The sequence below is a fragment of the Fructobacillus papyriferae genome (assembly GCF_018437225.1).
Lineage (GTDB): Bacteria > Bacillota > Bacilli > Lactobacillales > Lactobacillaceae > Fructobacillus > Fructobacillus papyriferae.
Genome location: NZ_JAAMFI010000003.1, coordinates 1 through 24,484 on the forward strand (window position 1 = coordinate 1; position 24,484 = coordinate 24,484).

General features: G+C 45.9%; 18 protein-coding genes, 1 pseudogene and 1 other annotated feature. Of the genes and pseudogenes, 14 read left to right on the forward strand and 5 right to left on the reverse strand.

Going from position 1 to position 24,484, the window contains the following annotated elements; translation table 11 throughout:
* A partial coding sequence (locus G6R27_RS05285) for a DUF2075 domain-containing protein (protein ID WP_338017259.1) occupies positions 1–1,333 on the forward strand: 1,333 nt, incomplete at its 5' end.
* A gap of 31 nt (positions 1,334–1,364) precedes the next feature.
* On the opposite strand, the gene G6R27_RS05290 is transcribed toward G6R27_RS05285, so the two are convergent.
* Positions 1,365–2,150: a TIGR01457 family HAD-type hydrolase gene (locus tag G6R27_RS05290; RefSeq protein WP_213820037.1), complete on the reverse strand. Its 786-nt coding sequence runs from the start codon at positions 2,148–2,150 to the stop codon at positions 1,365–1,367.
* A 124-nt stretch (positions 2,151–2,274) separates the two neighbouring features.
* On the opposite strand from G6R27_RS05290, the gene G6R27_RS05295 reads away from it, so the two are divergent.
* On the forward strand, positions 2,275–4,446 hold the full coding sequence (locus G6R27_RS05295; RefSeq protein ID WP_213820038.1) for an LTA synthase family protein: 2,172 nt from the start codon (positions 2,275–2,277) through the stop codon (positions 4,444–4,446).
* A gap of 42 nt (positions 4,447–4,488) precedes the next feature.
* Entirely contained in the window at positions 4,489–5,388 is a 900-nt protein-coding gene (locus G6R27_RS05300) for an RluA family pseudouridine synthase (protein WP_213820039.1), read from the forward strand.
* 60 nt (positions 5,389–5,448) lie between these two features.
* Here G6R27_RS05300 and G6R27_RS05305 read toward each other — a convergent pair whose 3' ends face one another.
* Positions 5,449–6,168, reverse strand: a complete 720-nt coding sequence (locus G6R27_RS05305; protein ID WP_213820040.1) for an MIP/aquaporin family protein — start codon at positions 6,166–6,168, stop codon at positions 5,449–5,451.
* Positions 6,169–6,265: 97 nt separating this feature from the next.
* Positions 6,266–8,320 (reverse strand): copper-translocating P-type ATPase, encoded by a 2,055-nt coding sequence (locus G6R27_RS05310; protein WP_213820110.1) that lies wholly within the window; start codon positions 8,318–8,320, stop codon positions 6,266–6,268.
* 428 nt (positions 8,321–8,748) lie between these two features.
* Between G6R27_RS05310 and G6R27_RS05315 the strand changes: the two genes are divergently transcribed.
* The 10 genes from G6R27_RS05315 (at position 8,749) to G6R27_RS05360 (ending at position 20,873) form a co-directional block, all read left to right on the forward strand.
* Entirely contained in the window at positions 8,749–10,059 is a 1,311-nt protein-coding gene (locus tag G6R27_RS05315) for a chloride channel protein (RefSeq protein ID WP_213820041.1), read from the forward strand.
* Positions 10,060–10,150: 91 nt separating this feature from the next.
* Positions 10,151–11,812, forward strand: coding sequence for a formate--tetrahydrofolate ligase (locus G6R27_RS05320; RefSeq protein WP_213820042.1), 1,662 nt, complete (start codon positions 10,151–10,153; stop codon positions 11,810–11,812).
* Between the two features lie 318 nt (positions 11,813–12,130).
* The gene (locus tag G6R27_RS05325; RefSeq protein ID WP_420798194.1) at positions 12,131–13,309 is read left to right on the forward strand and encodes a PTS sugar transporter subunit IIC; all 1,179 of its coding nucleotides are present in this window, start codon (positions 12,131–12,133) and stop codon (positions 13,307–13,309) included.
* 88 nt (positions 13,310–13,397) lie between these two features.
* Positions 13,398–13,625: a binding site (T-box leader), on the forward strand.
* 62 nt (positions 13,626–13,687) lie between these two features.
* Positions 13,688–15,151, forward strand: coding sequence for an ABC transporter substrate-binding protein/permease (locus tag G6R27_RS05330; protein WP_213820043.1), 1,464 nt, complete (start codon positions 13,688–13,690; stop codon positions 15,149–15,151).
* Complete coding sequence (locus tag G6R27_RS05335; RefSeq protein WP_213820044.1) at positions 15,144–15,887, forward strand: amino acid ABC transporter ATP-binding protein; 744 nt, start codon at positions 15,144–15,146, stop codon at positions 15,885–15,887. Before G6R27_RS05330 ends, G6R27_RS05335 begins: the two co-directional genes overlap by 8 nt.
* A 13-nt stretch (positions 15,888–15,900) precedes the next feature.
* Positions 15,901–17,109 carry an argininosuccinate synthase gene (locus G6R27_RS05340; RefSeq protein ID WP_213820112.1) on the forward strand — a complete coding sequence of 403 codons (1,209 nt, stop codon included), beginning with the start codon at positions 15,901–15,903 and terminating at the stop codon, positions 17,107–17,109.
* A 19-nt stretch (positions 17,110–17,128) separates the two neighbouring features.
* On the forward strand, positions 17,129–18,514 hold the full coding sequence (gene argH, locus G6R27_RS05345) for an argininosuccinate lyase (protein ID WP_213820045.1): 1,386 nt from the start codon (positions 17,129–17,131) through the stop codon (positions 18,512–18,514).
* A 118-nt stretch (positions 18,515–18,632) separates the two neighbouring features.
* On the forward strand, positions 18,633–19,136 hold the full coding sequence (locus G6R27_RS05350; RefSeq protein ID WP_213820046.1) for a TetR/AcrR family transcriptional regulator: 504 nt from the start codon (positions 18,633–18,635) through the stop codon (positions 19,134–19,136).
* Positions 19,137–19,138: 2 nt separating this feature from the next.
* Positions 19,139–20,194, forward strand: a complete 1,056-nt coding sequence (locus G6R27_RS05355; RefSeq protein ID WP_213820047.1) for an ABC transporter permease — start codon at positions 19,139–19,141, stop codon at positions 20,192–20,194.
* A gap of 1 nt (position 20,195) precedes the next feature.
* Positions 20,196–20,873: an ABC transporter ATP-binding protein gene (locus G6R27_RS05360; protein ID WP_213820048.1), complete on the forward strand. Its 678-nt coding sequence runs from the start codon at positions 20,196–20,198 to the stop codon at positions 20,871–20,873.
* A 41-nt stretch (positions 20,874–20,914) separates the two neighbouring features.
* Here the strand turns inward: G6R27_RS05360 and G6R27_RS05365 are convergent, their stop codons facing one another.
* Together G6R27_RS05365 and G6R27_RS05370 are read right to left on the reverse strand one after the other, a co-directional pair.
* A complete protein-coding gene (locus tag G6R27_RS05365; RefSeq protein ID WP_213820049.1) occupies positions 20,915–21,808 on the reverse strand; it encodes a metal ABC transporter solute-binding protein, Zn/Mn family in 894 nt (297 codons plus the stop codon).
* Positions 21,809–21,871: 63 nt separating this feature from the next.
* Entirely contained in the window at positions 21,872–22,555 is a 684-nt protein-coding gene (locus G6R27_RS05370) for a LysR family transcriptional regulator (RefSeq protein WP_213820050.1), read from the reverse strand.
* Positions 22,556–22,755: 200 nt separating this feature from the next.
* Between G6R27_RS05370 and G6R27_RS05375 the strand changes: the two are divergent.
* Positions 22,756–24,399, forward strand: a pseudogene (locus G6R27_RS05375) (malolactic enzyme); the annotation flags it as partial.
* Between the last annotated feature and the right edge of the window lie 85 nt (positions 24,400–24,484).

Below are 24,484 nucleotides of genomic sequence, written 5' to 3' on the forward strand. Positions count from 1 at the left end.
TTGGTTAGAGCGCTGTGTTGATAACGCAGAGGTCCCTGGTTCGAATCCAGGATGGCCCACTATCAAGTCGACTTCGGTCGGCTTTTTTTGTGCTTTCTTTTGGACGTTGTATACTATTGGTATGAGTAAAGATTACGACAAAAACCTAGAAGCTTTTGACCGTTCCGATTTATCTTTTGAACAAGAAACAGTCATTAATCACCTAAAAGAATATATTAATGCTTCCTTAAAAGGGGATCAGCACCATGTCGCCATTATTGAAGGAGCTGCAGGAACCGGTAAATCCGTTATCTTAACAAAACTTTTTAAAGAGATTCGAGACGGTAAGGCTGATCCTAAAAGTCCATACTACGGTTTAAAAACAGCCTTTACGGTCAACCATCCTGAGTTATTAAAGGTCTATCAGGACATGGGAGCCAAATACAGCAATATTTATAAGAAGGACTACCAACGTCCGACCTCAATCATTAATTCCCTTGATAAAAAGATGGAAGAATTGGATGTTCTTTTCATTGACGAAGGCCATTTACTGCTGACAAAGCCAGAACCTTATATTAAGTTCAAGCAAAACAATCAGTTGGCGGAGTTGATTCGTCTTTCCAAAATCGTTGTGGTTGTCTTTGACTTTGCCCAGGTCATTCAGAGTAAGATGTTCTGGGATCAGAAGTTATTGGATTCCGTTGTGAAGAATGTTGCCCATCAAACATTCCACCTGGATTTTCAATACCGAATGCAGGCATCACCACAGGTTAAGAACTGGATTGATCATTTTGCAAAGGGAATCCTTCGTCTGCTACCCCCTCGGTCAGAACGAAATGGTTATGACCTTGAGATTTTCAGTCGGGCTGCTGACCTCTTTGAAAAATTAAAGCAGGTTGATAAAAAGATGGGTATGGCCCGTGTGGTATCGACGACCGGCTTCCACCATGATGAAGACGGCAAGCACCATGTGGTCATGGATGACTTTGATCAGCCATGGGATGAATATGATCCGCAGGAATTGACCTGGGCAAAACGGCCGGAGTCGATTAATGAAGTAGGGTCGATTTACACGGTCCAGGGATTTGACTTGAATTTGGTTGGACTGCTATTAAGCCCGGCCTACGAGTATGATGAAAAACATGACCGCATCTGGGTCAACCCCGATAAAGTCATTCACCGGGAAATTTATAAAAAGTCACCTCATTTAACAGATCCAAAAGCTATTGCAAAAGCGAAGCAGGACTTCATGTTGAATGCCTTGAACATTCTAGCAAAGCGTGGGCACTACGGCCTTTATATTGCAGCAGCGGATCCGGCTTTGAGTAAGCGATTGCAAGAATTAGCCAAATGAAAAAAGCGATTAGTAGAAGCTAATCGCTTTTTTATTCTTCAATGAGCCACTCGTCGAAGTTTTCAATTTCATGAGTCGGCTGGATTGCTTGTTTAGCAACTTGCTCTTGTTTTGAAACGCCCGTGTAGACCAAAAGGGTGGACAGTCCGTTTTTTATACCAGCTAGGATATCGGTTTGATAATTATCGCCAACCATAATAGGGTTTTTAGGGTTTTTCAAACGCTTCAAGGCACCTTCCATGATCGGTGCTTCCGGTTTTGCGATAATGGTTGCCTTTTTTCCAGAGGCCGTTTCAATGGCGACCACTAGCGAACCAGCTCCAGGTAACAGGCCCTTTTCAGAAGGCAGGTTGGTATCAGCGTTTGTGGCAATGAATTTGGCGCCAGCATGAATGGCAAAGGTGGCGTCCATCAACTTTTGGTAGTTAAAGTCCCGGTCGAGGCCCATAACCACATAATTGGCTTCATTTGCTGGTACAAGCGCGAATTCTTGGCGGTTAAACGCTTCTTTTAACCCAGCTTCACCAATTAGATAAACTTTTTTGGGGGTCGATTCAACGGATGGATCGGCCGCCACATAATCAGCAGTCGCCATAGCTGATGTGTAGACTTGTTCTGGTGTTGTCTGGATGTCGTGAATGGTTGTTAAATCATTAGCGAAAGCTTCTGCGGTCTTCGTGGAGTTATTCGTGACAAAGAGGTATGGTGTTTTTGATTGTTTCAATCGGTCAATGAAGCGCTTAGCTTCAGGAATTCGATTTTTACCGTGGTAAATCGTCCCATCTAAATCAATTAAGTAAGCGTCGTATTTTGCCATGTCTGTTCTCCTTTAGCGTCTGCTAAAAAACATTGTCCCCTATTTTTCGAATGCTTTCAAGTCAGGTCAATAATGATCCCTTTTTTATGAAAGTTCCGCGCTTAAAAGGTATAATAAAACTACTATGGAATGGCAATTCTCACAATTAAAACAAGTCAAGAAATGGCTCTTCTGGGCGTTTGAACAGGCGCAAAACCGAATGGGTTTTTATTTTTGGATGGTCTTTTTACTTTGGGCCAAAACGATTTTCGCTTATGGCATTGATTTTCATTGGATGCATGCGGCCAACCCTTTTCAGTTCTTTTTAGTACTGATAAACCCGCTCGGCTTTACTATCCTTGTGATGGCGTTGCCGCTTTTTGTTAAGCGTCGTCGCGTTTTTTACACCATGATGTTAACTTTAAATGGTCTGCTAACGACTTTTTTGTACTTAAACGTGGTGTATTTTCGTGAGTTTACCGATTTCATGTCGGTCAACACGATTTTAACTTATTCCTCCGTTAATCAAGGAACCAAAGCGGCAGATGCCGTTCCAATGCACTATAGCGATTTGTTATTTTGGCTGGACATTGTGGTCATTCTCTTTTTGCTTTTCCGCAAAAAATTGAAGACAAATGGTCAGTTGGTCAAAAAGAGTCGGTCTGCTTTGTTGATGGCACTTGGTTTGACTACGATTATGGGAAATTTGGTTCTGGCTGATATCGATCGTCCGCAACTACTAACTCGCCAATTTGATCGTGAGTATTTGGTTAAATACCTTGGCATCGGCCCTTTTATCGGTTTGGACGCCTACAATACCTTTACCACCTCGCAAGTTCGTAAGTCGGCAAAACCAGAAGAACTAAAAACGGTTCAAAAATATGTGAAAGAACATTATGCTGGTATGAATCCAACCTATGCGGGGAAGGCGAAGGGCAAAAACGTCATCGTGATTCATCTGGAATCCTTCCAGCAGTTTTCGATTGACCGAAAGGTTAACGGTCAGGAAGTGACCCCGTTTTTGAATTCGCTTTACCATAGCCAAGATTCGCTTTCTTTTGATAACTTCTTCCATGAAGTTGGTCAGGGGAAAACCTCAGATGCTGAAAACATGTTGGAAACCTCGACATTCGGTCTGCCACAGGGGTCGCTTTTCGCCAAATTAGGAAATGACCAGACCTTCCAGGCCATGCCAGCGATCTTGAATCAACGGGCGGGTTATTCTTCTGCTGTTTTCCATGGTAATAACGGAACCTTCTGGAACCGCACAAATGTTTATAAGAACATGGGTTATCAGAACTGGATTTCTGGTAACTACTTTGATGTTTCTGGTAAACGAGAGACGGCATGGGGATTGAAGGATAAGTTGCTCTTCAAAGATTCTGTCCCTTATTTGGAGCAGCTACAACAGCCGTTTTATGCCAAGTACTTAACGGTAACCAACCACACCCCATACGAACTGGACAAAGAAGATCAAGATCCAAACTTCCAAACCAGCAATTCGGGTTCCAAATACATCGATAATTATTTTATAACTAATCACTATCTGGACCAGTCGATCCAAGAATTCTTCAATTACTTGAAGCAATCGGGGCTCTACGACAACACAATGGTTGTCTTGTATGGTGATCATTATGGGATTAATAATTCTGAAAACCGGCAGTTGGCGCCATTGCTTGGTAAAGATCCCAACCAGTGGACGGAATTGGATAGCGAAAATATGCAGCGAACCCCTTTGATTATTCATGTGCCTGGATTGAAGAATGGGGGCATCAACCACACTTATGGCGGTGAGATTGATGTGGCACCGACGATTGAACATCTGCTTGGTATTTCAACTAAGCGCTATATTCAGTTAGGACAAGACCTCCTATCTAATAATCGCTCGCAGCTGGTCGTGATGCGTAATAAAGATTGGATAACACCAGAGTATGCTTCCATCTCTGGGACAATTTGGAATTGTCGAACCAATACGCCAATCGAGAATCCGACCGAAGAGCAAGAAAACCTCTTTAAGAAACTACAAGCAGAGGCAACGGAAAAGCTTTCGGTATCTGATTCGCTAAACCAAAAGAATTTGTTGCGTTTCTACGAACCAAAGGGATTCAAAAAAATCGAATCGAGTGATTATGATTATTCGAAAAAGAGTACACTTAGCCGATTAAAGAAGGCTTCTGCTAAAACTAACTCGACTTCTTTGATCAGCCAAAGTGGCGGTCAAAGCACGGCGGCACTTTATCAAAGCGACGCCGTTGAAGAGAGCCAAAATAGTTCGACGACAGCGACCCAATCGCAGACGGGAACCAATAAAAAATAAGGATGAAGAAAAGCAGGAGGCCTCCTGCTTTTTCTTTTAAAAATGACAAAACAATACGAAAAGACAATTTTAATCCAAGAAAATCAAGCAGGGCAACGTGTAAAGGCGTATTTGACGAATTCTTTTGTGCCCAAACAGTTGCGTGGGAAACTTCGTCAACAATGGGGGATTACCGTCAACCAGCAACGAGTTTCTACGGCTTATCAGCTTCGAAAAGGTGATCTGCTGACACTGACCGTCGCTTTAGACGAAAAGGCCTTACAGGGCCCGTATGCCCCAAATCCAAAACAATCGATTCACGTGGTCTTTGAAGATGACGATTTTTTAGTTGTCAGCAAAGAAGCCGGGATGAAAATGCATCCGCACTCTAAAACGGAAGAGGATACGTTGTTAAATTTTGTTCAGGCTTATTTGGATAAAACGGGGGCTGTTTCTGCTGGCCAGGCTGCTAGTGCGCAGATGATTCATCGGTTGGATCGGGCCACATCCGGCCTGGTTTTAATTGGGAAAAATCCCATCATCGTGCCTATCTTAAACCGGGAAATTAAAGAAAAGGTGGCGAAGAAGATTTACCTGGCACGAGTTTCGGGGATAATGAGCAAAAAGTCGGGCGTTTTTGCACAGGCCATGGGGCCATCGAAAAAAGAACCGCGCAAAAGGCAACTGCTATCACTTGCAGAAGGTGGCCAGTCAGCGCTAACCTACTATCGGGTATTGGAAGAAAGTGAATCGGACCAGAGTAGTTTGGTCGAATTGGCGTTAGCAACCGGGCGCATGCATCAGCTGCGGGTGCATTTGGCAGCTAATGGGCATCCGATTATTGGCGATGATCTCTATTTCGGTCGACCGGCAGTGCGGTTGTATTTACAAGCAACAGCGTTAAGTTTGCTGATGCCCTGGACAATGGAAGCACGAACTTTTCGAATACCAAAAGAATGGTAATCAAAAAAGACCGTCCATAGAATGGACGGTCTTTTTGATGAGCCACGAAGAGAACTCGAGTTAAGCAGCTACTTCGTCATTTTTGGAAAAGTACTTAACAGCCAAGCCGGCAAGGGCAGCTGCCAAGATTTCAATGAGCAAGAAGTACCAAACGTGTGCTGAGCTTGTCAAGCCTGTCATGATGGCAGGGGCCAAGGCGCGTGCAGGGTTCAACAAACCGCTTGTCAATGGGTAAGCAACAAAAGTAGAAACCATCATGGCCAAGGCGGCAAGAACAGGGGCTTGCTTTGGCATCTTCTTAAAGGCCAAGATCGTAACAAAGACCAAGAAGAAGGTGAAGACGGCTTCGATTGTCAAAGCGATTGGCAATGATGTCGCACTTGCTGCAGGTTGCAGTGTTTCGTAGATCTTTTGTGCGCTGATTGTCGTCGTGCTACCAGTTGATGATGAAGACATCTGTGTGTTGATCACTGGAATTAATGCTGAAACGGACAAGAACAGCCCAATGATAGCACCGATGATCTGTGACAAAACGTAGAAACCAAAGACCTTCCACGTGATCTGCTTGTTCATCGCTGCAGCCAAAGAAACAGCTGGGTTGAAGTGACCACCATCAGCAAATGGTCCGAAGACGAACATCATCAAAGCTAATGAGAGGGCCAAGACAGCGACTTGGTCGAACATTTGTCCGACCTGGAAAGTTGAAACATACACCAAGGCAACCGTTGAGAAGATCACCAAGAATGCCGTTCCGAATACTTCTGCAAAGTATTTGCGCATAAAAAAAGCTCCTTTATTTATATCTGTACAATTCTTTATTGTACGCTTCTTAGAATAAAGGAACTTTAAAATTTTGGCTTTTAATAAAATTTTTACTTTATTTATGCAGTAACATGGCATTGCCGGCCACAATCAAAGTTGAACAAGACATAACGATGGCCCCGATCAGTGGATTTAAGACAATTCCGGCAAAGGCGAAAACACCAGCCGCCGTTGGGATGGCCAAAATGTTATAACCAGCCCCCCACCAAAGATTTTGTACCTCTTTCTCATTGGCGTTGTGAGCCAACTGAATGAGGTCAATAATCTTTGGTAATGACGTCGAGATCAACACGGCATCGGCCGAAGCCTGTGCCACGTCCGTTCCAGCGCCGATTGCAACCGACAGGTCTGCTTGGGCCAGCGCTGGGGCATCGTTAATACCGTCTCCGATCATCATTGTCTGGCCCTTCTTTTGGTAGTCTTTCACCAGTTTTATTTTATCTTCTGGTGAGACCTGTGCTTTGACTTCCTGAATGCCTAGCTCGTCTGCCACTTTCTGTGCGGTTTCGGGTGCATCACCGGTCACCATAACTGGTGTAATGCCACGGTGGAGCAGTGCGTTCACGAAGTCTTTAGCAGAAGGTTTTAGTGAGTCACCAAGGGAAATGGCTGCCAAGACGCTTTTTTCTTCAACCAAATAGGAAACGGAACCGTCGGTTGCAAGCGCATTAAAATCAATTGCATGCTCTTCTAGATAACGGGAGTTGACCAGTTGGTAGTGGCGGTGGTCGATATCACCTTCGATACCAGCACCCTTGATCGTTTGGACGTTTTCAGCCTTTTTTTCAGGCAGTTTTAGTTCTTTTGCCTTTTCTACAATCGCCTTGGCCAATGGGTGTGATGATTGGCTTTCGAGGGCTGCCATGAACGCAAGGGCAGCGTTTTTTTCTAGCTGCTCAGTCTGTAATTCTTGGACTGCAAAGTGACCAGTAGTTAATGTTCCAGTCTTGTCCATCAGGGCGTAATCGAGATGTTTTGCCTGCAAAACGGCGCCGTGTTTTTTGATTAAAATTCCATCCTTAGCAGCGATGGCTTTGGTACGTTGGATAACCAGTGGAATGGCCAATCCTAAAGCGTGTGGACAGGCGATAATCAACGTTGTCACAGCCGTATTGAATGCTTCTGCAGGACCTGAAATGAAAGTCCAGACGATCAGGGCGAAGACGGCGGCGCTTAATCCGACCCAAAAGAGCCACCCGGCCACTTTGTTAGCTAGTGATTCGGCTTTGGAAGAGGATTGTTCAGTCTGGTTTAAGGTATCTTTCAAGTGACCGATGAATGAATCGGCTCCAACGGCTTGAACCTTGACGATAAGGGTTCCGTTGTCGTTGATTGTGCCACCGATGACTTTGGCGTTCGCTGCTTTTTTGACTGGCTTTGATTCTCCAGTCATCAACGATTCGTCGACTTGTGAACTTCCTTCGAGGACAATACCGTCTGCTGGGAAGGACTCTCCGGCACGAACTTGGACGGTCATGTCTGGCTTCAAAGATGAAACGGGCTGGTCCGTGAAGGAATCGCCGTGCTTGACGTGCGCCGTTTCTGGGGTTAACTTAGCCAGTTCAGAAGTGGCATTGCCGGCTTTCATGGTGGCCTGCATTTCGATCAAGTGGCCCAGCAGCATAATAACAACGAGGCTCGCAAATTCGAAAAAGTAGTCCATTGCGTGACCGTTCAAGAAGGTATTGGCAATAAAGGAATAGATTGACACCCAGAAAGTAACGAGTAAGCCCATTGAAATCAGTGACATCATCGCTGGTTTTTTTGCCTTCAGTTCGGATTTAGCCCCGTCAAAGAAGGGTTTGGTACCGATCGCGTACATGGCGGAAGCCAAAATAACGGTGAGCCAGTTGGCAAAGGGAAAGTGTAGCGTAAAGGGCAAATCAATACCCATGAACGGCGTGATAAAAAGGATTGGAATCAGTAGACCAAAAGACCACCAAAACCGCTTCTTCATGTCGCCATGGTTCATCATCATGTGCATGCCACCCATACCAGGCATGTCATGCCCCATGTTCATGTGATCCATGTGGCTCATGTCGTGTTGGTCATGCCCCATGTTCATGTGATCCATGTGGCTCATATCGTGTTGGTCATGCCCCATGTTCATGTGATCCATTTGGTTCATATCGTGTTGGCCATGCTTCATATTCATGTGACCATTGTCTGTCATCTGATCGGACATTTTTGACTGATCACTTCGATGCTGTTTTTTATCTGCTGTCATTTCAGTCTCCTTTCAAAGCGAATCGTCTTTACTGGTCTAGTTTAAATCAATAACAAAATAGCCGCAAGTGTTTTGAATGGATGTAAGATAAAAATTGGTGGATTCTTTCTAGCAATCGTTTTTTTAGCCAATACTGAAGAAGAAAAACAAACGCAACTGAAGGAATCGTAGATAATTGGTCTATTTTTCTTTTGTGAAAGGGCGATCGACGCATCCGGGTTAATCTTGCTTTTTAATGGAGACTTTTGTACATTAAAAAAGCATTAATACGTGTAAAATAGCACGGAAACTTTAGGAAATCAGGATTTGCTATGAACTCTTCTAAACAACAAGAAATAAAAGCGCTTGTCGATTGGCGACACCTTTTCTCTTTACTTTTTACTGCTCTCTTTTTGGCAGTGGTTATCGGGCTCTCTGCTATGTTTTTGTCTTATTTCTTAGACATTGTGGCCGACGCCTTTATGCATTTTCACGAATCCTATCATTCAGCAAGCCCTAAGGCTGTTCCTTCTTGGCGTCGCCTGCTTTCTGTTACGGTAGGTGGCTTGATTGCAGGGATGACTTGGTATTTGATTCGTCGAAAAGACCCGAAAATTGTTGGCATTAAAGGGGCAATGAAGGGGCAAAAGATGCCTCTTTTTAAGACAATCCTGAATGTGTTGACGCAGATCTTTTACGTTGGAACCGGCGGTTCTGTTGGTCGTGAATTGGCTCCCCGCCAGCTAGGTGTGATGATTTCACAACAGGTTCAAGACTTTGGAAAAAAACGTGGCTTTTTAACGTTGACCAATGAGGATCGCCAGTTGCTTTTGGCAGCAGCGGCCGGGGCTGGTTTTGCAGGAGTGTACATTGCCCCAATCACGGGCATGCTTTTTTCTGTTGAGCTTCTATTAAAGAAGAATTCCATCAAAAATATTGCAGTGTCCCTTTTGATGTCGATCATTGCTTGCCTAATTGGGGCCTTGGCTAAAGGTTTTACGCCTTATTATTGGGTGGCTTCGGCTGATTTTTCTCGTTCCTTGCTCTTAGCTGCCGTAGTCATTGGACCACTTGCTGGAATTACCGGTGCTTGGGCCAAACAAGCTTTTTCTTGGGCGCAAAAAAAACAGGCAACAGGAAAGACAATTTTGCTGACGATGCCACTCGTTGGTCTTTTGACCGGACTGATTGCCTACTTCGTTCCAGAAATTATGGGGAATGGTCGGGCCGTTGCTCAGTTAGCCTTTCATCAAACGTCCGGCCGGCTTGTGTTCTTTTTCCTTGCCCTTGGCCTGCTTAAGTTTGGGATTACCTTTTTGACCCTGTACGGTGGCGGGACCGGAGGAACGCTGACGCCATCAATTGCTTTGGGCGCTGTCCTTGGTTTAGTGGTGGCCGTGTTTTTCGCTTTCCTTTTGCCAGGAATTCAACCTTGGCACTTTGCTTTAATTGGCGCCGTGGCGTTGTTAGCTGCCTCTCAGCAAGCACCTTTGATGGCGATGTTTATGGTCTTTGAAATTGCGCACTTGCATTCATCAGCCTTGCTCATCTTTGCAACGGCCGTGGCTCTTTCTTCGGCTACTTCGAATTTTTACTTAAAAGTGCAAGAACGCAAATTGGCGCGCTTGAACGCGCCAGAATAATGGCGGCGACCGGAATGATTTCTGGTCGCTTTTTTTATCTGCTTATTCGAAAAGTCTTGTATAATGATGGTAAGAAAAGGGAGGTCCGCCCATGAAATCCGATATTGAAATTGCGCAACAAGCAGACGTTTGGCCGATTGACCAAATCGCAGCAAGAGCTGGTTTGGAAGCGCGAGAAATTGAACCTTACGGCTATGATAAAGCTAAGATCAGGCTTGATCCAAAGATTAAGCGTGATACAAAGGGTAAGTTAATCTTGGTGACCTCGATTAATCCAACGCCTGCTGGCGAAGGAAAGTCGACGGTGACGGTTGGCTTGGCGGATGCCTTGCAGCTTGAAGGGAAAAAAGCCATGATTGCCTTACGAGAGCCTTCTTTGGGACCAGTAATGGGCTTGAAAGGCGGGGCAACCGGGGGAGGCTATTCCCAAGTCATCCCGATGGCAGACATTAACTTGCACTTTACAGGCGATTTTCACGCGTTGACGGCTGCCCACAACATGCTTTCAGCTGCACTGGACAATAGCCTTTATCAAGGTAATCCGCTCCATATTGATCAACGTCGTGTTATCTGGAAGCGCGTTTTAGACATTAATGATCGTGCCTTGCGCCACACGACCATCGGACTTGGTGGTCCAACCTCTGGTGTCCCACGCGAAGATGGGTTTGATATCACCGTTGCCTCTGAAATGATGGCAATTTTGACATTGTCAACAGATCTGATGGATTTGAAGGCCCGGATAGAAAAAATCGTGGTGGCCTATAATACGGACAAAGAACCGGTGACGACCAAAGATCTCGGTGTGGCTGGCTCCTTAACGGTTCTCTTAAAAGACTCCATCAAACCCAATTTGGTGCAGACGCTGGCTCATACGCCAGCCATTGTTCACGGTGGCCCGTTTGCTAACATTGCGCAAGGAACAAATTCCATCCAGGCGACGAGGGCAGCATTGACATTGGCGGACTACGCTGTGACGGAGGCTGGCTTTGGGGCCGATCTTGGTGGCGAAAAGTTTATGGATATTAAGGTGCCAAAGCTCGGAAAGGAACCGGACACGGTTGTGGTGGTTGCAACGGTTCGTGCTTTGAAGCATCACGGTGGCCAGTCTTTGGCAGAGCTCGATCAAGAAGACTTAGGGGCACTCGAATCCGGATTAGATAATTTGAAGCAAAACATTCGAGCCATGAAACGTTATGGAATCCCCGTTGTGGTGGCCGTCAACCGGTTTACGGCTGATACGGCCGCTGAATTGGCCATGGTTGAAAAGGCTGCTGAAAGTATTGGAGCAACCGCTGTCACGGCGGATGTCTGGGCTAAAGGGGGAGAAGGCGCTCGTGAACTGGCTAAAATGGTCATGGAAAAGGCGGCATTGAAACACGAATTCTTACCCTTGTATCAGCCGGAAGATAGCGCGATTGAAAAAATGACAAAAATCGTCCAAGAGATTTATGGTGGCGCCGCTATTGAGCTTTCTGAAAAAGCCAAAAAACAGCTAGCGATCTTTTCTAAAAATGGCTGGGACAAGCTCCCAATTGTCATGGCCAAGACCCAGTATTCCTTATCAGATGATGCGAAAAAACTGGGGGCGCCAAAAAACTTTACGGTCCATGTTCGTGAGTTGGTGCCAAAGTTGGGCGCAGGCTTTTTGGTTGCTCTAACCGGTAATGTTTTGACGATGCCAGGGTTACCAAAGCATCCGGCAGCCATGGATATTGATATCGATGAAAAGGGCCGGATTAAAGGACTCTTTTAAAGAAAAAAGTTGGTTTGGACCAACTTTTTTTGTTTTCCTCTTGTTTAATCAAAATCTCATGTTATAATAAATTTATCATAAAACACCAGGAAAGGAGGATGACGCTATGTTTATCTCTCAATCAAAGAATACTGCTTCATTTAAGTCATCTGAATTTGCCTTGTTGTTGAGCTTGCTATGGACATCCTAGTGAGTTGATTTTTGTATGGATCAGTTACTAGGGTGTCGACGCCTAGTAACTGCTCACCAATGCTGGTCCCGGTAGTTACGTTTACGTACTACCGGGACTTTTTTGTTTGATTTGAAAGGAAAAAGAAGATGGATATGTCAGGAAATCAGGCGGCGATGGCCGCTAACGGGAAAAAAGAAGAAAACATTAAGGACTTTGAACAGTCCGAACAAGCCATAAAAAAGCAGGAAAAGGGCCAATCAACGGTAAAAGAATACGTTTACAACGTTTCAGCCGCCGTTTCAAACGCCATCTTGGTGACGCTTGGCATGGGCCTTTTACTGCAAACGATTGCTGGTTTCATCCACTGGGGGCCAATGGTGCAGATGGGGGCGGTGACCAAAGTCATCCTGCCAGCCGCCTTTGGGGCGGCCATTGCTTCTCAAATGAAGACCAACACGATGGTGATGTTTTCAGCGATGGCTGCTTCAACGGTCGGGGCTAACGCTGTCTTCTTCACGACGACGCCAATGGTTTTAAAGACCATGACGGGCTTTTCATCAGCACAGGTTGCAGGCTCCGCCGTGATGACGACTGGTCAGCCAATTTCAGCTGTGCTGGCCGGGATTGTGGCCGTTTTGTTTGGCAAGTGGCTGTCTGGTAAGACACCACTTGATATGATCATCGTGCCGGCGGCCACGACGATCGTCGGAACAGTGGCTGGCTATTATCTGGCCATTGTGACGACACCATTCCTGGTTTGGGTTGGCCATGGGATTGCTTCAATGGTTGCGGTTAACCCCATCATTGGAACGGCCGTTGTTGCCATGGCTTTCGGTGCCATGACGATGACACCCGCTTCTGCCGCTGCCCTGGCCGTTGCCATTGGTGCCACGGGGATTACCTCTGCCGATGCGGCCGGGGCTATCCTGGTTGGAACGACTGCTGTCTTTGTTTCATACCCCGCCATGTCATGGCAGGAAAACAAGATTGGCGCAACGATCGCCCAAGGAATCGTGACACCAAAGATTCAATTCCCGAACGTGATTAAGAACCCCATGATTCTGATTCCACCAATGATTGGCGCTGCCATTGCTGCCCCAATTGCTACCATGGTTTTCCACATCACCGTGCCATTTACCATGGCTGGAATCGGCTTTAACTCCTTCATCGTTCCGCTGGCCCTCTTTGGAAAGTCCGTTGCTTCCTTTGCCGCCTACATGGGTGTTGCCGTTATCATCCCAGTTGTTATCTCATTTTTTACCTACTGGGCAATGCGTAAAATGAACTGGATTAAAGCTGGCCAGACGCATCTGGACATGATTTAATCAGGGTTTTGAATGATAAATTAAATTTTTTCTCATAAAATTGTTGCATTATGAAAATAACCTGTTATAGTTATGAACAAGTTAATAATAAAAAACGTTGTTGAGGAAGTAGTAGTCTTCTTCTTACCGGTCAGTGAAGTGTTGGTTAGTGTGAAACACAGGGTGAGGGTTGATGAACGTCGCCTCATGGTGCATGCGAAGTAAACCATGCTGGGTGCTCCCATTATAGAGCTGACGATTAGTAGTTTTGATCGAATAATGAGAGGTGTTCTTTTTGGGCACAATCAAGGTGGTACCGCGTGCAAACGTCCTTTAGTCAAATGACTAAAGGGCGTTTTTTTATTGTTTACGCCCAATAAAACAGAGGAGAAAAGGAAAATGGGAAAGACAAAGATTGAAAGCATACTAGCCATTTTGCTAGTGCCCTTCATGATGCTATTTGCTGGCATGGGAACAACGGCGTCAGCCGATGATAACAGCTTGCAAAAGATTAAAGAGGCGGGTGTTTTGACGGTGGCGACTTCACCGGACTACCCACCCTTTGAGTTCCGGGCAACCATTAATGGTAAGTCCGAGGATGTGGGGATGGATATTGAAGTGGCCAAGCAAATTGCTAAGGACCTTGGGGTGAAGCTTAAAATCATGAACATGGATTTTGGGTCGACTTTGGTAGCGGTTCAAACCGGTAAAGTCGACATGGCGATTACCGGAGTCAACCCAACAGACGAACGTCGGCAATCGGTGGACTTTTCGGATATCTACTATAACGGTGGCCAGTCCTTCTTGATTCAAAAGAAAGATCTTAAGAAGTATAAGAGTGCCAAGGCCCTGCACGGGGCAAAGATTGGAACCCAAACGGGTTCCCTACAACAGACCCTCTCAAAGAAGTACTTCAGTGACAGCACGCTATCAAGTATGGAAAAGACGCCCAACCTGGTCTTTTCCTTGAAGTCCGGCAAGCTCGACGCCGTTGGGGTTGAAACGCCAGTTGCCGCTACCTATGTTGAAAACAACAAGGATTTGGCCATGATTAACGCCGGCTACACGCTGGATAAGAACGAGACCGGGGCCGCCGTTGCCTTTGCCAAAGGATCTGATTCATTAGCCGCTGCTGTGAATAAGAGTATTGCTAAGATTCAAAAGCAGCACTTGACCGACGATTACTTGAAAACGGCCGCAAAGTACATGAAGGGCAACACCAAAGATACGTCCATGATGCATTACTGGAAGTACTTCTACAACGGTTTCTTGAACACCACGTTGATTGCCGTTGTGGCCGTTGTCTTTGGAATTCTGCTCGGGATTCTCTTAGTTTTGATGAAGCTATCGGCCTGGAAGTTGCTTTCCTGGCCGGCCACTGCCTACATTGAAATTGTTCGGGGGACACCAATGATGGTCCAGGTATTACTGGTCTACTTTGGACTTGGTGCCATCGTCAACTTACCAGCTCTCTTAGCAGGAATCATTGCCGTTGCCTTGAACTCAGCTGCTTATGTTGCCGAAATCATTCGTGGGGGAATCAATAGTTTGGACAAGGGGCAAAAAGAGGCCGCGCAAAGCATTGGCTTGAACAAGGTCGACACCATGCGCTTTGTTGTTTTGCCACAGGCCTTCAAAAACATCTGGCCGTCACTTGGTAACGAATTTATTTCGGTCGTGAAGGAAAGTTCCATCGTTTCAATCATCGGGGTCTCCGACTTGATTTACCAATTGAACGTTGTCCGGGCCGATACGTATCGGGCAGTGGCGCCAATCGTAGTGGTCATGGTGATTTACTTCCTGATGACCTTCACGCTGACCCGCTTGCTCAACCACTTTGAAAGGAAAATGAACCATGACTAAAGCCGCAATTGAATTAAAAGACATTACCAAGGAATTTAATGGGAATCAGGTTTTGAAAGGAATCAACGGAGAAATTGACGAGGGCCAGGTACTGGCCATTATCGGACCGTCTGGTTCTGGCAAGTCAACCTTGCTACGTGCCGTTAATCAATTGGCCGCGCCAAGTTCCGGTTCGGTCATCTTCGAAGGACAGGACCTGACGAAGGCGAAGAAGCAATCACTGAACCATTTGGGCGAAAAAATCGGCATGGTTTTCCAGAGCTTCAACCTCTTTCCCAATCACACGGTCATAGAGAATGTGACCCTCGGGCCACGCCGGGTGAAAAAGTTGTCTGACGAACAGGCGAACCAGGAGGCCATGCACTACTTGAAGCAAGTGGGGATGGCGGAGAAGGCCGAGGCCTACCCGGATTCCCTGTCCGGCGGCCAAAAGCAACGGGTAGCCATTGCTCGGGCCCTTGCCATGCAGCCAAAGGTGCTCTTCTTTGATGAACCAACCTCGGCTTTGGATCCCGAAAACGTTGGTGAAGTACTCAAAGTCATTCAGCAACTCGCCAGTGAAAAGATGACGATGGTGATTGTGACGCACGAAATGCATTTCGCCAAGCAAGTGGCCGATAAGATTTGGTTCATGGCGGATGGGCAAATTGTCGAAGAAAACGATGCAGAGGGACTCTTTAGTCACCCAAAGGAAGAAAAAACAAAGCATTTTATCGAACAAGTATTAATGGATTAACCAATTGGAGGAAATCATGAAGAAAATTGTACTCGCTTATTCAGGTGGTTTAGATACATCCGTTGCCATTCCCTGGTTGAAGGAAAAGGGTTATGCCGTGGTGGCGGCCGTTTTGGATGTTGGTCAGGCAGGTAAGAACTTAGACGAAATTCAACAAAAGGCCCTGCAGGTTGGCGCGGTGGAATCCTACGTCATTGATGGCAAGGAAGAATTTGCCAAGGACTTTGTTGGTCCAGTCATTCAGGCAAACGCCCTTTACGAAGGAAAGTACCCCTTGGTATCAGCCTTGTCCCGTCCGTTAATCATTAAGAAGCTGGTGGAAGTCGCCCATCAGACTGGCGCAAAGGCCATCGCCCACGGGTCGACTGGGAAGGGAAATGATCAAGTCCGTTTTGAAACGGCCATTCATGCGCTGGACCCAAGCTTAGCCATCGAAGCGCCAATCCGTGACTTTCACTGGTCGCGTGAGGAAGAAATCGAGTACGCAAAGGAGCATGGTGTCCCTGTGCCAATCGGCAAAGCCTCGCCCTATTCGATTGACGATAACCTCTGGGGCCGTGCCAATGAGGCCGGGATTCTTGAGAACCCATGGAACGTGGCGCCAGCCGATGCCTTTGCTTTGACAACGGCAGTCGAAGAAACGCCAGACCAAGCTGATGTGCTGACATTGACTTTTGAAAAGGGACTACCGGTTGCCATAAATGGCCAAAAGAAATCCTTAGTAACGATTATCGAAAGTCTGAACCTCCTTGCTGGTCAGCATGGGATTGGCCGTATTGATAAGATTGAGAACCGCTTGGTTGGCATCAAATCCCGTGAAATTTATGAAGCACCGGCAGCAGCGGTCATCATGACGGCCCATAAGGACTTGGAAGACTTGACTTTGGAACGGGATTTGGCGCACTTTAAGCCAACTATTGAACAAAAAGTGACGGAATTGCTCTATAACGGCTTATATTTTTCACCACTTTTTGACGTTTCCATGGCCTTTATCAAAAAGAGCCAGGAAGTGGTTAACGGAACGGTCAAAGTCAAGCTCTTTAAGGGGCAGGTGACGGCTATCGCTCGTCAATCTGAAAAGAATTCGCTCTATGACGAAAACTTGGCCACTTATACGGACGCCGATTCCTTTGATCAAGTGGCGGCAGCCGGCTTTATTAAGCTTTGGTCCTTACCAACAACGGTCTTTGAACAGGTCAACCATACGCACAGTAACAAGTAGGAAAAGAATTGGGGAAAACATGTCGAATAAACTTTGGGGTGGCCGTTTTCACGGCCAAGCAGCGGATTGGGTGGATGACTTTGGTGCTTCCATCCACCTTGATTATCAACTGGCAGCAGAGGACATTGAAGGGTCAATCGCCCATGCAACGATGCTAGCCAAGCAAGGGATTTTGACGGAAGAAGAGTTGGAACAAATCATAGCTGGTTTGAACGAAATTCGAGAAGAAATTCTGGCGCAGACCTTTGAAGTTTCCGTCAAAAACGAAGATATCCACCTTAATATTGAGGCTAAGTTGACGGAACTGATTGGCCCAGTGGCCGGTAAACTGCACACTGCCCGTTCTCGAAATGATCAGGTAGCCACCGATTTTCATCTTTGGCTGAAACACCGCTTACCTGCCGTCAAAGAAAAGATTCAAGGGCTTCAAGAAGCGCTGGTGAACTTGGCAGAAGACAACGTGGAGACGCTGATGCCGGGTTATACTCACCTGCAACATGCCCAACCCATCTCATATGGGCACTACCTCCTGGCCTATTTTGACATGCTGGAACGGGATTACGAGCGCTTTACCTTTAATGAAAAACATACCGATTTGATGCCACTAGGAGCTGCCGCCCTCGCCGGCACGACTTTTCCAATCGACCGCTCTTTTGTGGCTGACGAGCTGGGCTTCGGTCAGCTTTACCATAACAGTCTCGATGCCGTTTCCGACCGTGACTTTGCCCTGGAATTTCTCGCCAATGCCGCCATCTTGATGGCCCATCTTTCCCGGATGGCGGAGGAAATGATTCTTTGGACCTCTTTTGAATTCAACTATTTGGAGCTTTCGGATAGTTTTTCGACCGGTTCCTCGATTATGCCACAGAAGAAAAACGCGGACTTTGCTGAACTAAGCCGGGGAAAGACTGGTGGTGTTTATGGTCATCTAATGGGCTTGTTGACCGTGATGAAGGGGCTGCCCTTGGCCTACAATAAGGATATGCAGGAAGACAAGGCCGGGGTCTTTGATAGTTTTGAGACCATCATGAACGTGCTTCAAGTCTTTACGGGGATGATTGCCACCATGACGGTTAAGAAGGGCAACATGCGGGCCGCTTTGAAGGGCGACTATTCAAACGCCACGGAACTCGCCGATTACTTGGTCAAAAAAGGGATGCCCTTCCGTCAAGCGCATGCCGTGGTTGGCTCGCTCGTTTATCAAGGAATTGAGGCGGGTCTCCCCCTTGAAGACATGCCCTTAGAGGAATTGCAAAAGGCCTCGGAGTTAATCGACGAGGAGGTTTATCAGGTGCTTAAGCCAGAAACAGCGGTTAACGCCCGGACCTCATTTGGTGGAACGGCGATGAAAAACGTCGAAAAGGAGCTGCAGAGGGCCCAGGCCATTTTGCAGGCAAAGGCGTAAGGCGTTTGCAAAAAAAGTAGCGATGACCGCTACTTTTTCTTTTTGATTAAAATTGACACAGTGTCAATATCGAGTATACTAGGGGTTGTAATGACACCGTGTCAACGAGGGAAAAAGAATGATTAAGGACTTATTTTACAAATTAAAAAAGGATAAGCGAAAGCAGATTACCCAGGATTTTTACCAGGTTTTTTCCGAAAAGGACTTGCTAACAGTTTCGGTTAAGGACTTGGTTTTAGCTACCAACATTTCAAGGGGGTCTTTTTATACGTACTTTGATAGTCCAAGGGATGCTTACGCCTATGTTTTAGCGCAGGTTTTGCAGCGAATTCACCGACAATTGGAGGGACAAAATCCTTTCGTTGCTGCGCGTCAATTCCTCGAAACAATGACCACTAATCCTGACCGGGCATTTTTGAAACATTACTACACGGTCAATGAAATCATTTTGGAAGTGCACGGCGAGGCCAAGGGCTCTCTTTTGGAAGATCAAGCATTAGACGAATGGCTGGTTTCCGTTTCGGTCCACGAGTTAATTCGGCGTTATTTTTTAAATCCAGAGAATCGGAAGATGATTTTAGACCGGTTATCCGCATTGGAAGCATGGAGTAAAAGGAGTTAACGATGTTTTTAGCATTAAAAGAAATGAAAAAAGAAAAGCTACGGTATGGCCTTGTAATTGGCGTCGTTTTGTTGGTGGCTTACTTGATTTTCATGCTCTCTGCTTTAGCGCAGGGGCTGTCTGGACAAAATACTGCAGCAGTGAACAGTTGGCAAAGTCAATCGATTATGATGTCAAAGGATGCCAATGGTAACTTGGCCCAGTCAATGTTGACGGCAAAGGATTTACCTGTTCAATCAAAACAGAACAAGACGGATCGTGTTGGGCTGGCTCAAGGGATTTTGAAAGTCGGTGATGCAAGACAGGCGGCTACCTTTGTCGGCTTGCAAAAAGGGGCAACCATTAGGCAAACAATTCAATTGACAGAGGGTCGGCTAAACAGGGGTGACCATGAAATCGTTTTGTCAGATGCATTGCGACGTGCTGGGTTTAAACTTAATCAAGAAGTCAAAATGGGGATGTTTACAGACCATTACCGAGTTGTTGGTTTCGCCAAGGCAGCCTTTTACAATATGTCACCGGTGGTTTATGGGGATCTGTCCGATTGGGCCGCTATCAAAGGGGTAAACAGTGAATTTGTTGGCTCCGGACTGATCAGTCAAGAAAATCAGCATGCTGAAAAGAGTAACGAACAAATTTTAAATAAGAACGAACTTTTTAATAAGATGCCCGGCTATTCGGCGCAAAACATGACTTTTGCTTTCATGATTGGTTTTTTGGTCGTGATCTCGATTGTTATCGTGGCGATTTTCCTATACATTTTGACCATGCAAAAAATTGAAAATCTGGCCGTCTTGCGTGCGCAAGGTATTCCCACGAGTTATCTGCTAAAGAATACTTTGGCGCAAACGATGTTGATCATGCTGATTGCCGTTGGCCTTGGAACTTTTTTGGCAGCGCTCACGGGGATGGTTGTCCCGATGGCCGTGCCCATGCAATTCGATCCAAAGCTGATGAGTGTTTCGGCTATTTTACTGGTCTTAACCGGTCTTTTTGGGGCAATCATTCCGATGCGCATCATTGCAAAGATCGATCCGATTTCGGTCATTGGAGGGTAAGATGCAAAAGCTTGAATTAAAAAAAGTAAATAAAATTTTTGGCGCCAAAAGTAATCAGGTCCAGGCGCTAAAAGAGGTGAATTTTGAAGCTCGTTCAGGTGAAGTAACGCTAATTTTGGGCCCTTCTGGTTCGGGAAAGTCAACTTTACTGACCATCTTAGGCGGTTTACAACAGCCAACGAGTGGGGAAGTTTGGATTAATGGGGAGCGCTTTGATGGTAAGAAAGGAAAAGCAGCGGATGCTTTTCGGCTTGACCACATTGGTTTTGTTCTTCAGTCCTATAGTCTTGTTCCCTATCTAACGGTTAACGATCAGTTTACACTGGTGGATAAAGTGAAAAAGACTGGTCAAATAGACAAACAGACTTTCCAAGGTTACATTGACCGCTTGGGCATTGACAAGCTGCGTCATAAATTTCCGGGCGAACTTTCAGGTGGACAAAGTCAGCGCGCCGCTATCGCGCGGGCACTCTATGCTAATCCGGACTTTATCCTAGCAGACGAACCGACGGCAGCCCTAGATTCGGAGCGTGTAGCAGAGGTGGGGCAGCTTTTCAAAGACATTGCCGAAAAGGCTGAAAAAGCGGTGGTAATCGTGACCCATGATCTGCGCCTCCGGGAAAAAGCCGATCGAATCTATCAATTGGTCGATGGTCAAATTACGATTGAAAAAAGTTAAATAAACGAAAAAAGACAGCCGAGCGGCTGTCTTTTTTCAGTTTATGAAGCGATGTACTTTTCAATTTGATTCAATTCCGATAATTTCCAATCGACGTAAGAGGTCTTGTCTGGCGATGTTTCGGTGACCTTTACAATTGGTAGGTTTTCTTGCTTGGCTAACTTGATCAGTTTGGCCACATCACCTCCGGAAGTCTGTGTATTTTGTACGACCAGATCAATCTCATGGTTTTTCATTTGTTCTTGAATCTTTTTCATTACTGAAGGCGCTGGATCACTTTCTTCGCCAACGGCTTCGGCAAATGCATCACCGGTGATGGTCAATCCCAAGTCATGGAGCATGTATTCGTAAACAGATTCCGTCTCAAAGGCCACGCGCCCATTCAATTGGCTTTTGAGTGCGGCAACCTTTTCGGTCACTGGTGTTAATTTTTCTTTGTAGGCTGCGGCGTTTTTCTGATAATCAGCTTTGTGATCGGGATCTTTTTTAGATAATTGATCGGCTAGCTGCTGAGCAGCCTGCACCATGTTTTCAGGGTCGTTCCACAAGTGCGGGTTATCCTTGTCGCTTTTTTTCAACAGTTGAGAGACCAGTATCAGTTGTGTCTTCTTCGAAGAACGGGTCAGCTTATTTAACCAGGCATCATAGCCTAGGCCGTTCCCAAAGGCAATGTCTGCTTTGGAGACTTCCTTTGCCACCTGGTTAGTGGGTTCGAAGTCTTCTGGTGAAACGGACTGCTTTGAAATAATGGCTGAGACATTAGCATGATCACCAGCAACGGTCGAAGCTAATTCAGCATAAACGTTGGTTGAGGCCACAATGGTTAATTGACCATCCTCTTTTTTCTGATCGGAATGTTTTGGCCAGAGGGCGATTGATAAAATGACCAATAGAAAAACGGACATGATACCAACTAAAATCTTGGTTCTTTTCATGAGAATCCTTTCGCTATAACATGTTTTGTACATTTTAAGCATAGCGGGCAGGTGAACTTATAGTCAAACCTTAGGGTCGTCCTCAGTTTTCTTTATAAGGGTAAAGTCCTCTTTAGAGGAACGCCAAATGGCATGCTGCAATTCTGTCAAGATAGCCGATAGATCAGAGTCATCCAACCGATCCTTCAAATAAACAAAGGAAAGGCGGAAGGGCGGTAGGTTTTTTTCATTGTATAAATGCAGTGCAGGATGGGGAATATCTAAAATCGTTAACTTTTCTTCTATTAAATTACTGTCTTCTGAAAGATCACCAGTGATAAAGGCGGCATCCAAGTCGCCCTTTTGAATTTGCGATAAGGCTTCGTCGGAGTGAACCAATCGTTTTTGGAGGTGGATTAAAAAGTGGTCTGACAGGTGTTCTTTAACGGCCGGAAAGTAGGCAAATTCAACCAGATCCGTTAGCCCAAGCACGAATTTCTGATTGGCCTCTTTGATGATTTCCGTTTCGGCCAGTGCCATTTCTTGTAAAATGACGGCGGCGTGCTTTTGTAAAATGCGTCCTGAGTGGGTGAGTGTGAGCTGTTGTCGGCTCGGATCGCGCCAAATGAGTTCCGTTTTAAGTTCTTTTTCGAGGCGTTTGATGGCCAAAGAAACGGTCGGCTGAGAAATTTTAAACTTTTTTGAGACTTGTGAAAAAGACCCTAAATCAGCAAGGGCCATATAATAAGCTAGATCTTGAATTCGCATCGACAGTTCCTTTCACAAAGTAAAATATTGAACAAAATTCAGTTAAAAAGTATCTAAAGTATATCAGAAAAAAGCCCTTAAAAAGCGACAAATCAAGAAAAGTGTCTTGGAAAACAGAGTCGTTCTATTTGACGGAATAAGCAGATGAGCGTAAACTATTCCCATAAACTTAGGTCGTTAAAAGACCTAAAGTAGACAGAAAAAGGAGTTCATCTCACATGACCACACCAATCGAGATTTTGAACAACCCCTTCTTGAACAAGGGGACAGGGTTCACGATGGAAGAACGAAAGGAACTCGGCGTAGCCGGACTTTTGCCTCCACGCGTGCAAACTTTGGAAGAACAAGAAGCACAAACGTACGCACAATTCCAGTCAAAGCCATCTGACTTGGAAAAGCGCTTGTTCTTGATGGAAATCTTCAACACGAACCACACGTTGTTCTACTACATGTTCTCACAACACGTGGTTGAATTCATGCCAATCGTCTACGATCCAGTTATCGCTGACACGATCGAAAACTACTCTGATTTGTTTGTCGATCCACAAAACGCGGTTTACTTCTCAATCGATAACGATGAAGACTTCGAAACGAGCTTGAAGAACGCCGCTAACGGCCGTGACATCAAGTTGATCGTTGTGACGGATGCCGAAGGTATCTTGGGTATCGGTGACTGGGGTGTTAACGGTGTTGACATCGCTGTTGGTAAGTTGATGGTTTATACGGCCGCTGCTGGTGTTAACCCAGCCGACGTATTGCCAGTTGTCTTGGACAACGGAACGAACAACAAGGAATTGTTGGAAAACCCTAACTACTTGGGTAACCGTCACGAACGTGTTCGCGGCGAAAAGTACGACAAGTTCGTTGACGACTTCGTACAAGCTGCAGAAAAGACTTTCCCTAACTTGTACTTGCACTGGGAAGACTTTGCCCGTCAAAACGGTGCCAAGATCTTGAACAAGTACAAGAACGACATCACGACCTTCAACGATGACATCCAAGGAACTGGAATCATCACGTTGGCCGCTGCATTGGGTGCCATGAACATCACTGGTGAAAAGTTGTCCGAACAGACTTACTTGTCATTCGGTGCAGGTTCAGCCGGTTCTGGTATTGCTGCTCGTATCTACGACGAAATGTTGCAAGAAGGTTTGTCAGAAGAAGAAGCTAAGTCACACATCTACTTGGTCGATAAGCAAGGTTTGCTCTTCGACGACATGGACGACTTGACGCCAGAACAAGCACCATTTGCTCGTAAGCGTTCAGAATTCGCTAACGCTGACCAGTTGAAGGACTTGATGTCAGTTGTTAAGGAAATCCACCCAACGATCTTGGTTGGTACGTCAACTGTTCCTGGTGCCTTCACCAAGGAAATCGTTCAAGAAATGGCTTCTCACGTAGAACGCCCAATCATCTTCCCATTGTCTAACCCAACGAAGTTGGTTGAAGCAACGGCGAAGGACTTGCTTGAATGGACTGACGGTAAGGCATTGGTTGCCAACGGTATCCCTGTTGACCCAATCGAATACAAGGGTGTTACGTACAACATCGGTCAAGCCAACAACGCCTTGGTTTACCCAGGTCTTGGACTTGGAACGATCGCTTCAACGGCTAAGGTCTTGAACGATGAAATGATCTCAGCCGCTGCTCACTCATTGGGTGGTTTGGTTGACGGAACGAAGCCAGGTGCCGCTGTTTTGCCTCCTGTCTCACAATTGACGAAGTTCTCTGAAGATGTTGCCATCGCAGTTGCGCAATCAGCTGTTGACCAAGGCATCACGAAGGAAAAGATTTCTGACGTGAAGTCAGCTATCGAAGCCTTGAAGTGGGAACCAAAGTACTAAGAGCTACGCTTAGCTCACTTGAAAAAGAATCGCCTTTTGGCGGTTCTTTTTTTGTGCGGGCAAATAAAAATCCGTTCGAACTGCT

Bases quoted from the DNA above. Each gene is read 5' to 3' on its own strand.
- G6R27_RS05290 (WP_213820037.1), bottom strand. From the start codon at position 2,150: ATGGCAAAATACGACGCTTACTTAATTGATTTAGATGGGACGATTTAC.
- G6R27_RS05295 (WP_213820038.1), top strand. From the start codon at position 2,275: ATGGAATGGCAATTCTCACAATTAAAACAAGTCAAGAAATGGCTCTTC.
- G6R27_RS05300 (WP_213820039.1), top strand. From the start codon at position 4,489: ATGACAAAACAATACGAAAAGACAATTTTAATCCAAGAAAATCAAGCA.
- G6R27_RS05305 (WP_213820040.1), bottom strand. From the start codon at position 6,168: ATGCGCAAATACTTTGCAGAAGTATTCGGAACGGCATTCTTGGTGATC.
- G6R27_RS05310 (WP_213820110.1), bottom strand. From the start codon at position 8,320: ATGAACATGGGGCATGACCAACACGATATGAGCCACATGGATCACATG.
- G6R27_RS05315 (WP_213820041.1), top strand. From the start codon at position 8,749: ATGAACTCTTCTAAACAACAAGAAATAAAAGCGCTTGTCGATTGGCGA.
- G6R27_RS05320 (WP_213820042.1), top strand. From the start codon at position 10,151: ATGAAATCCGATATTGAAATTGCGCAACAAGCAGACGTTTGGCCGATT.
- G6R27_RS05325 (WP_420798194.1), top strand. From the start codon at position 12,131: ATGGATATGTCAGGAAATCAGGCGGCGATGGCCGCTAACGGGAAAAAA.
- G6R27_RS05330 (WP_213820043.1), top strand. From the start codon at position 13,688: ATGGGAAAGACAAAGATTGAAAGCATACTAGCCATTTTGCTAGTGCCC.
- G6R27_RS05335 (WP_213820044.1), top strand. From the start codon at position 15,144: ATGACTAAAGCCGCAATTGAATTAAAAGACATTACCAAGGAATTTAAT.
- argH (WP_213820045.1), top strand. From the start codon at position 17,129: ATGTCGAATAAACTTTGGGGTGGCCGTTTTCACGGCCAAGCAGCGGAT.
- G6R27_RS05350 (WP_213820046.1), top strand. From the start codon at position 18,633: ATGATTAAGGACTTATTTTACAAATTAAAAAAGGATAAGCGAAAGCAG.
- G6R27_RS05355 (WP_213820047.1), top strand. From the start codon at position 19,139: ATGTTTTTAGCATTAAAAGAAATGAAAAAAGAAAAGCTACGGTATGGC.
- G6R27_RS05360 (WP_213820048.1), top strand. From the start codon at position 20,196: ATGCAAAAGCTTGAATTAAAAAAAGTAAATAAAATTTTTGGCGCCAAA.
- G6R27_RS05365 (WP_213820049.1), bottom strand. From the start codon at position 21,808: ATGAAAAGAACCAAGATTTTAGTTGGTATCATGTCCGTTTTTCTATTG.
- G6R27_RS05370 (WP_213820050.1), bottom strand. From the start codon at position 22,555: ATGCGAATTCAAGATCTAGCTTATTATATGGCCCTTGCTGATTTAGGG.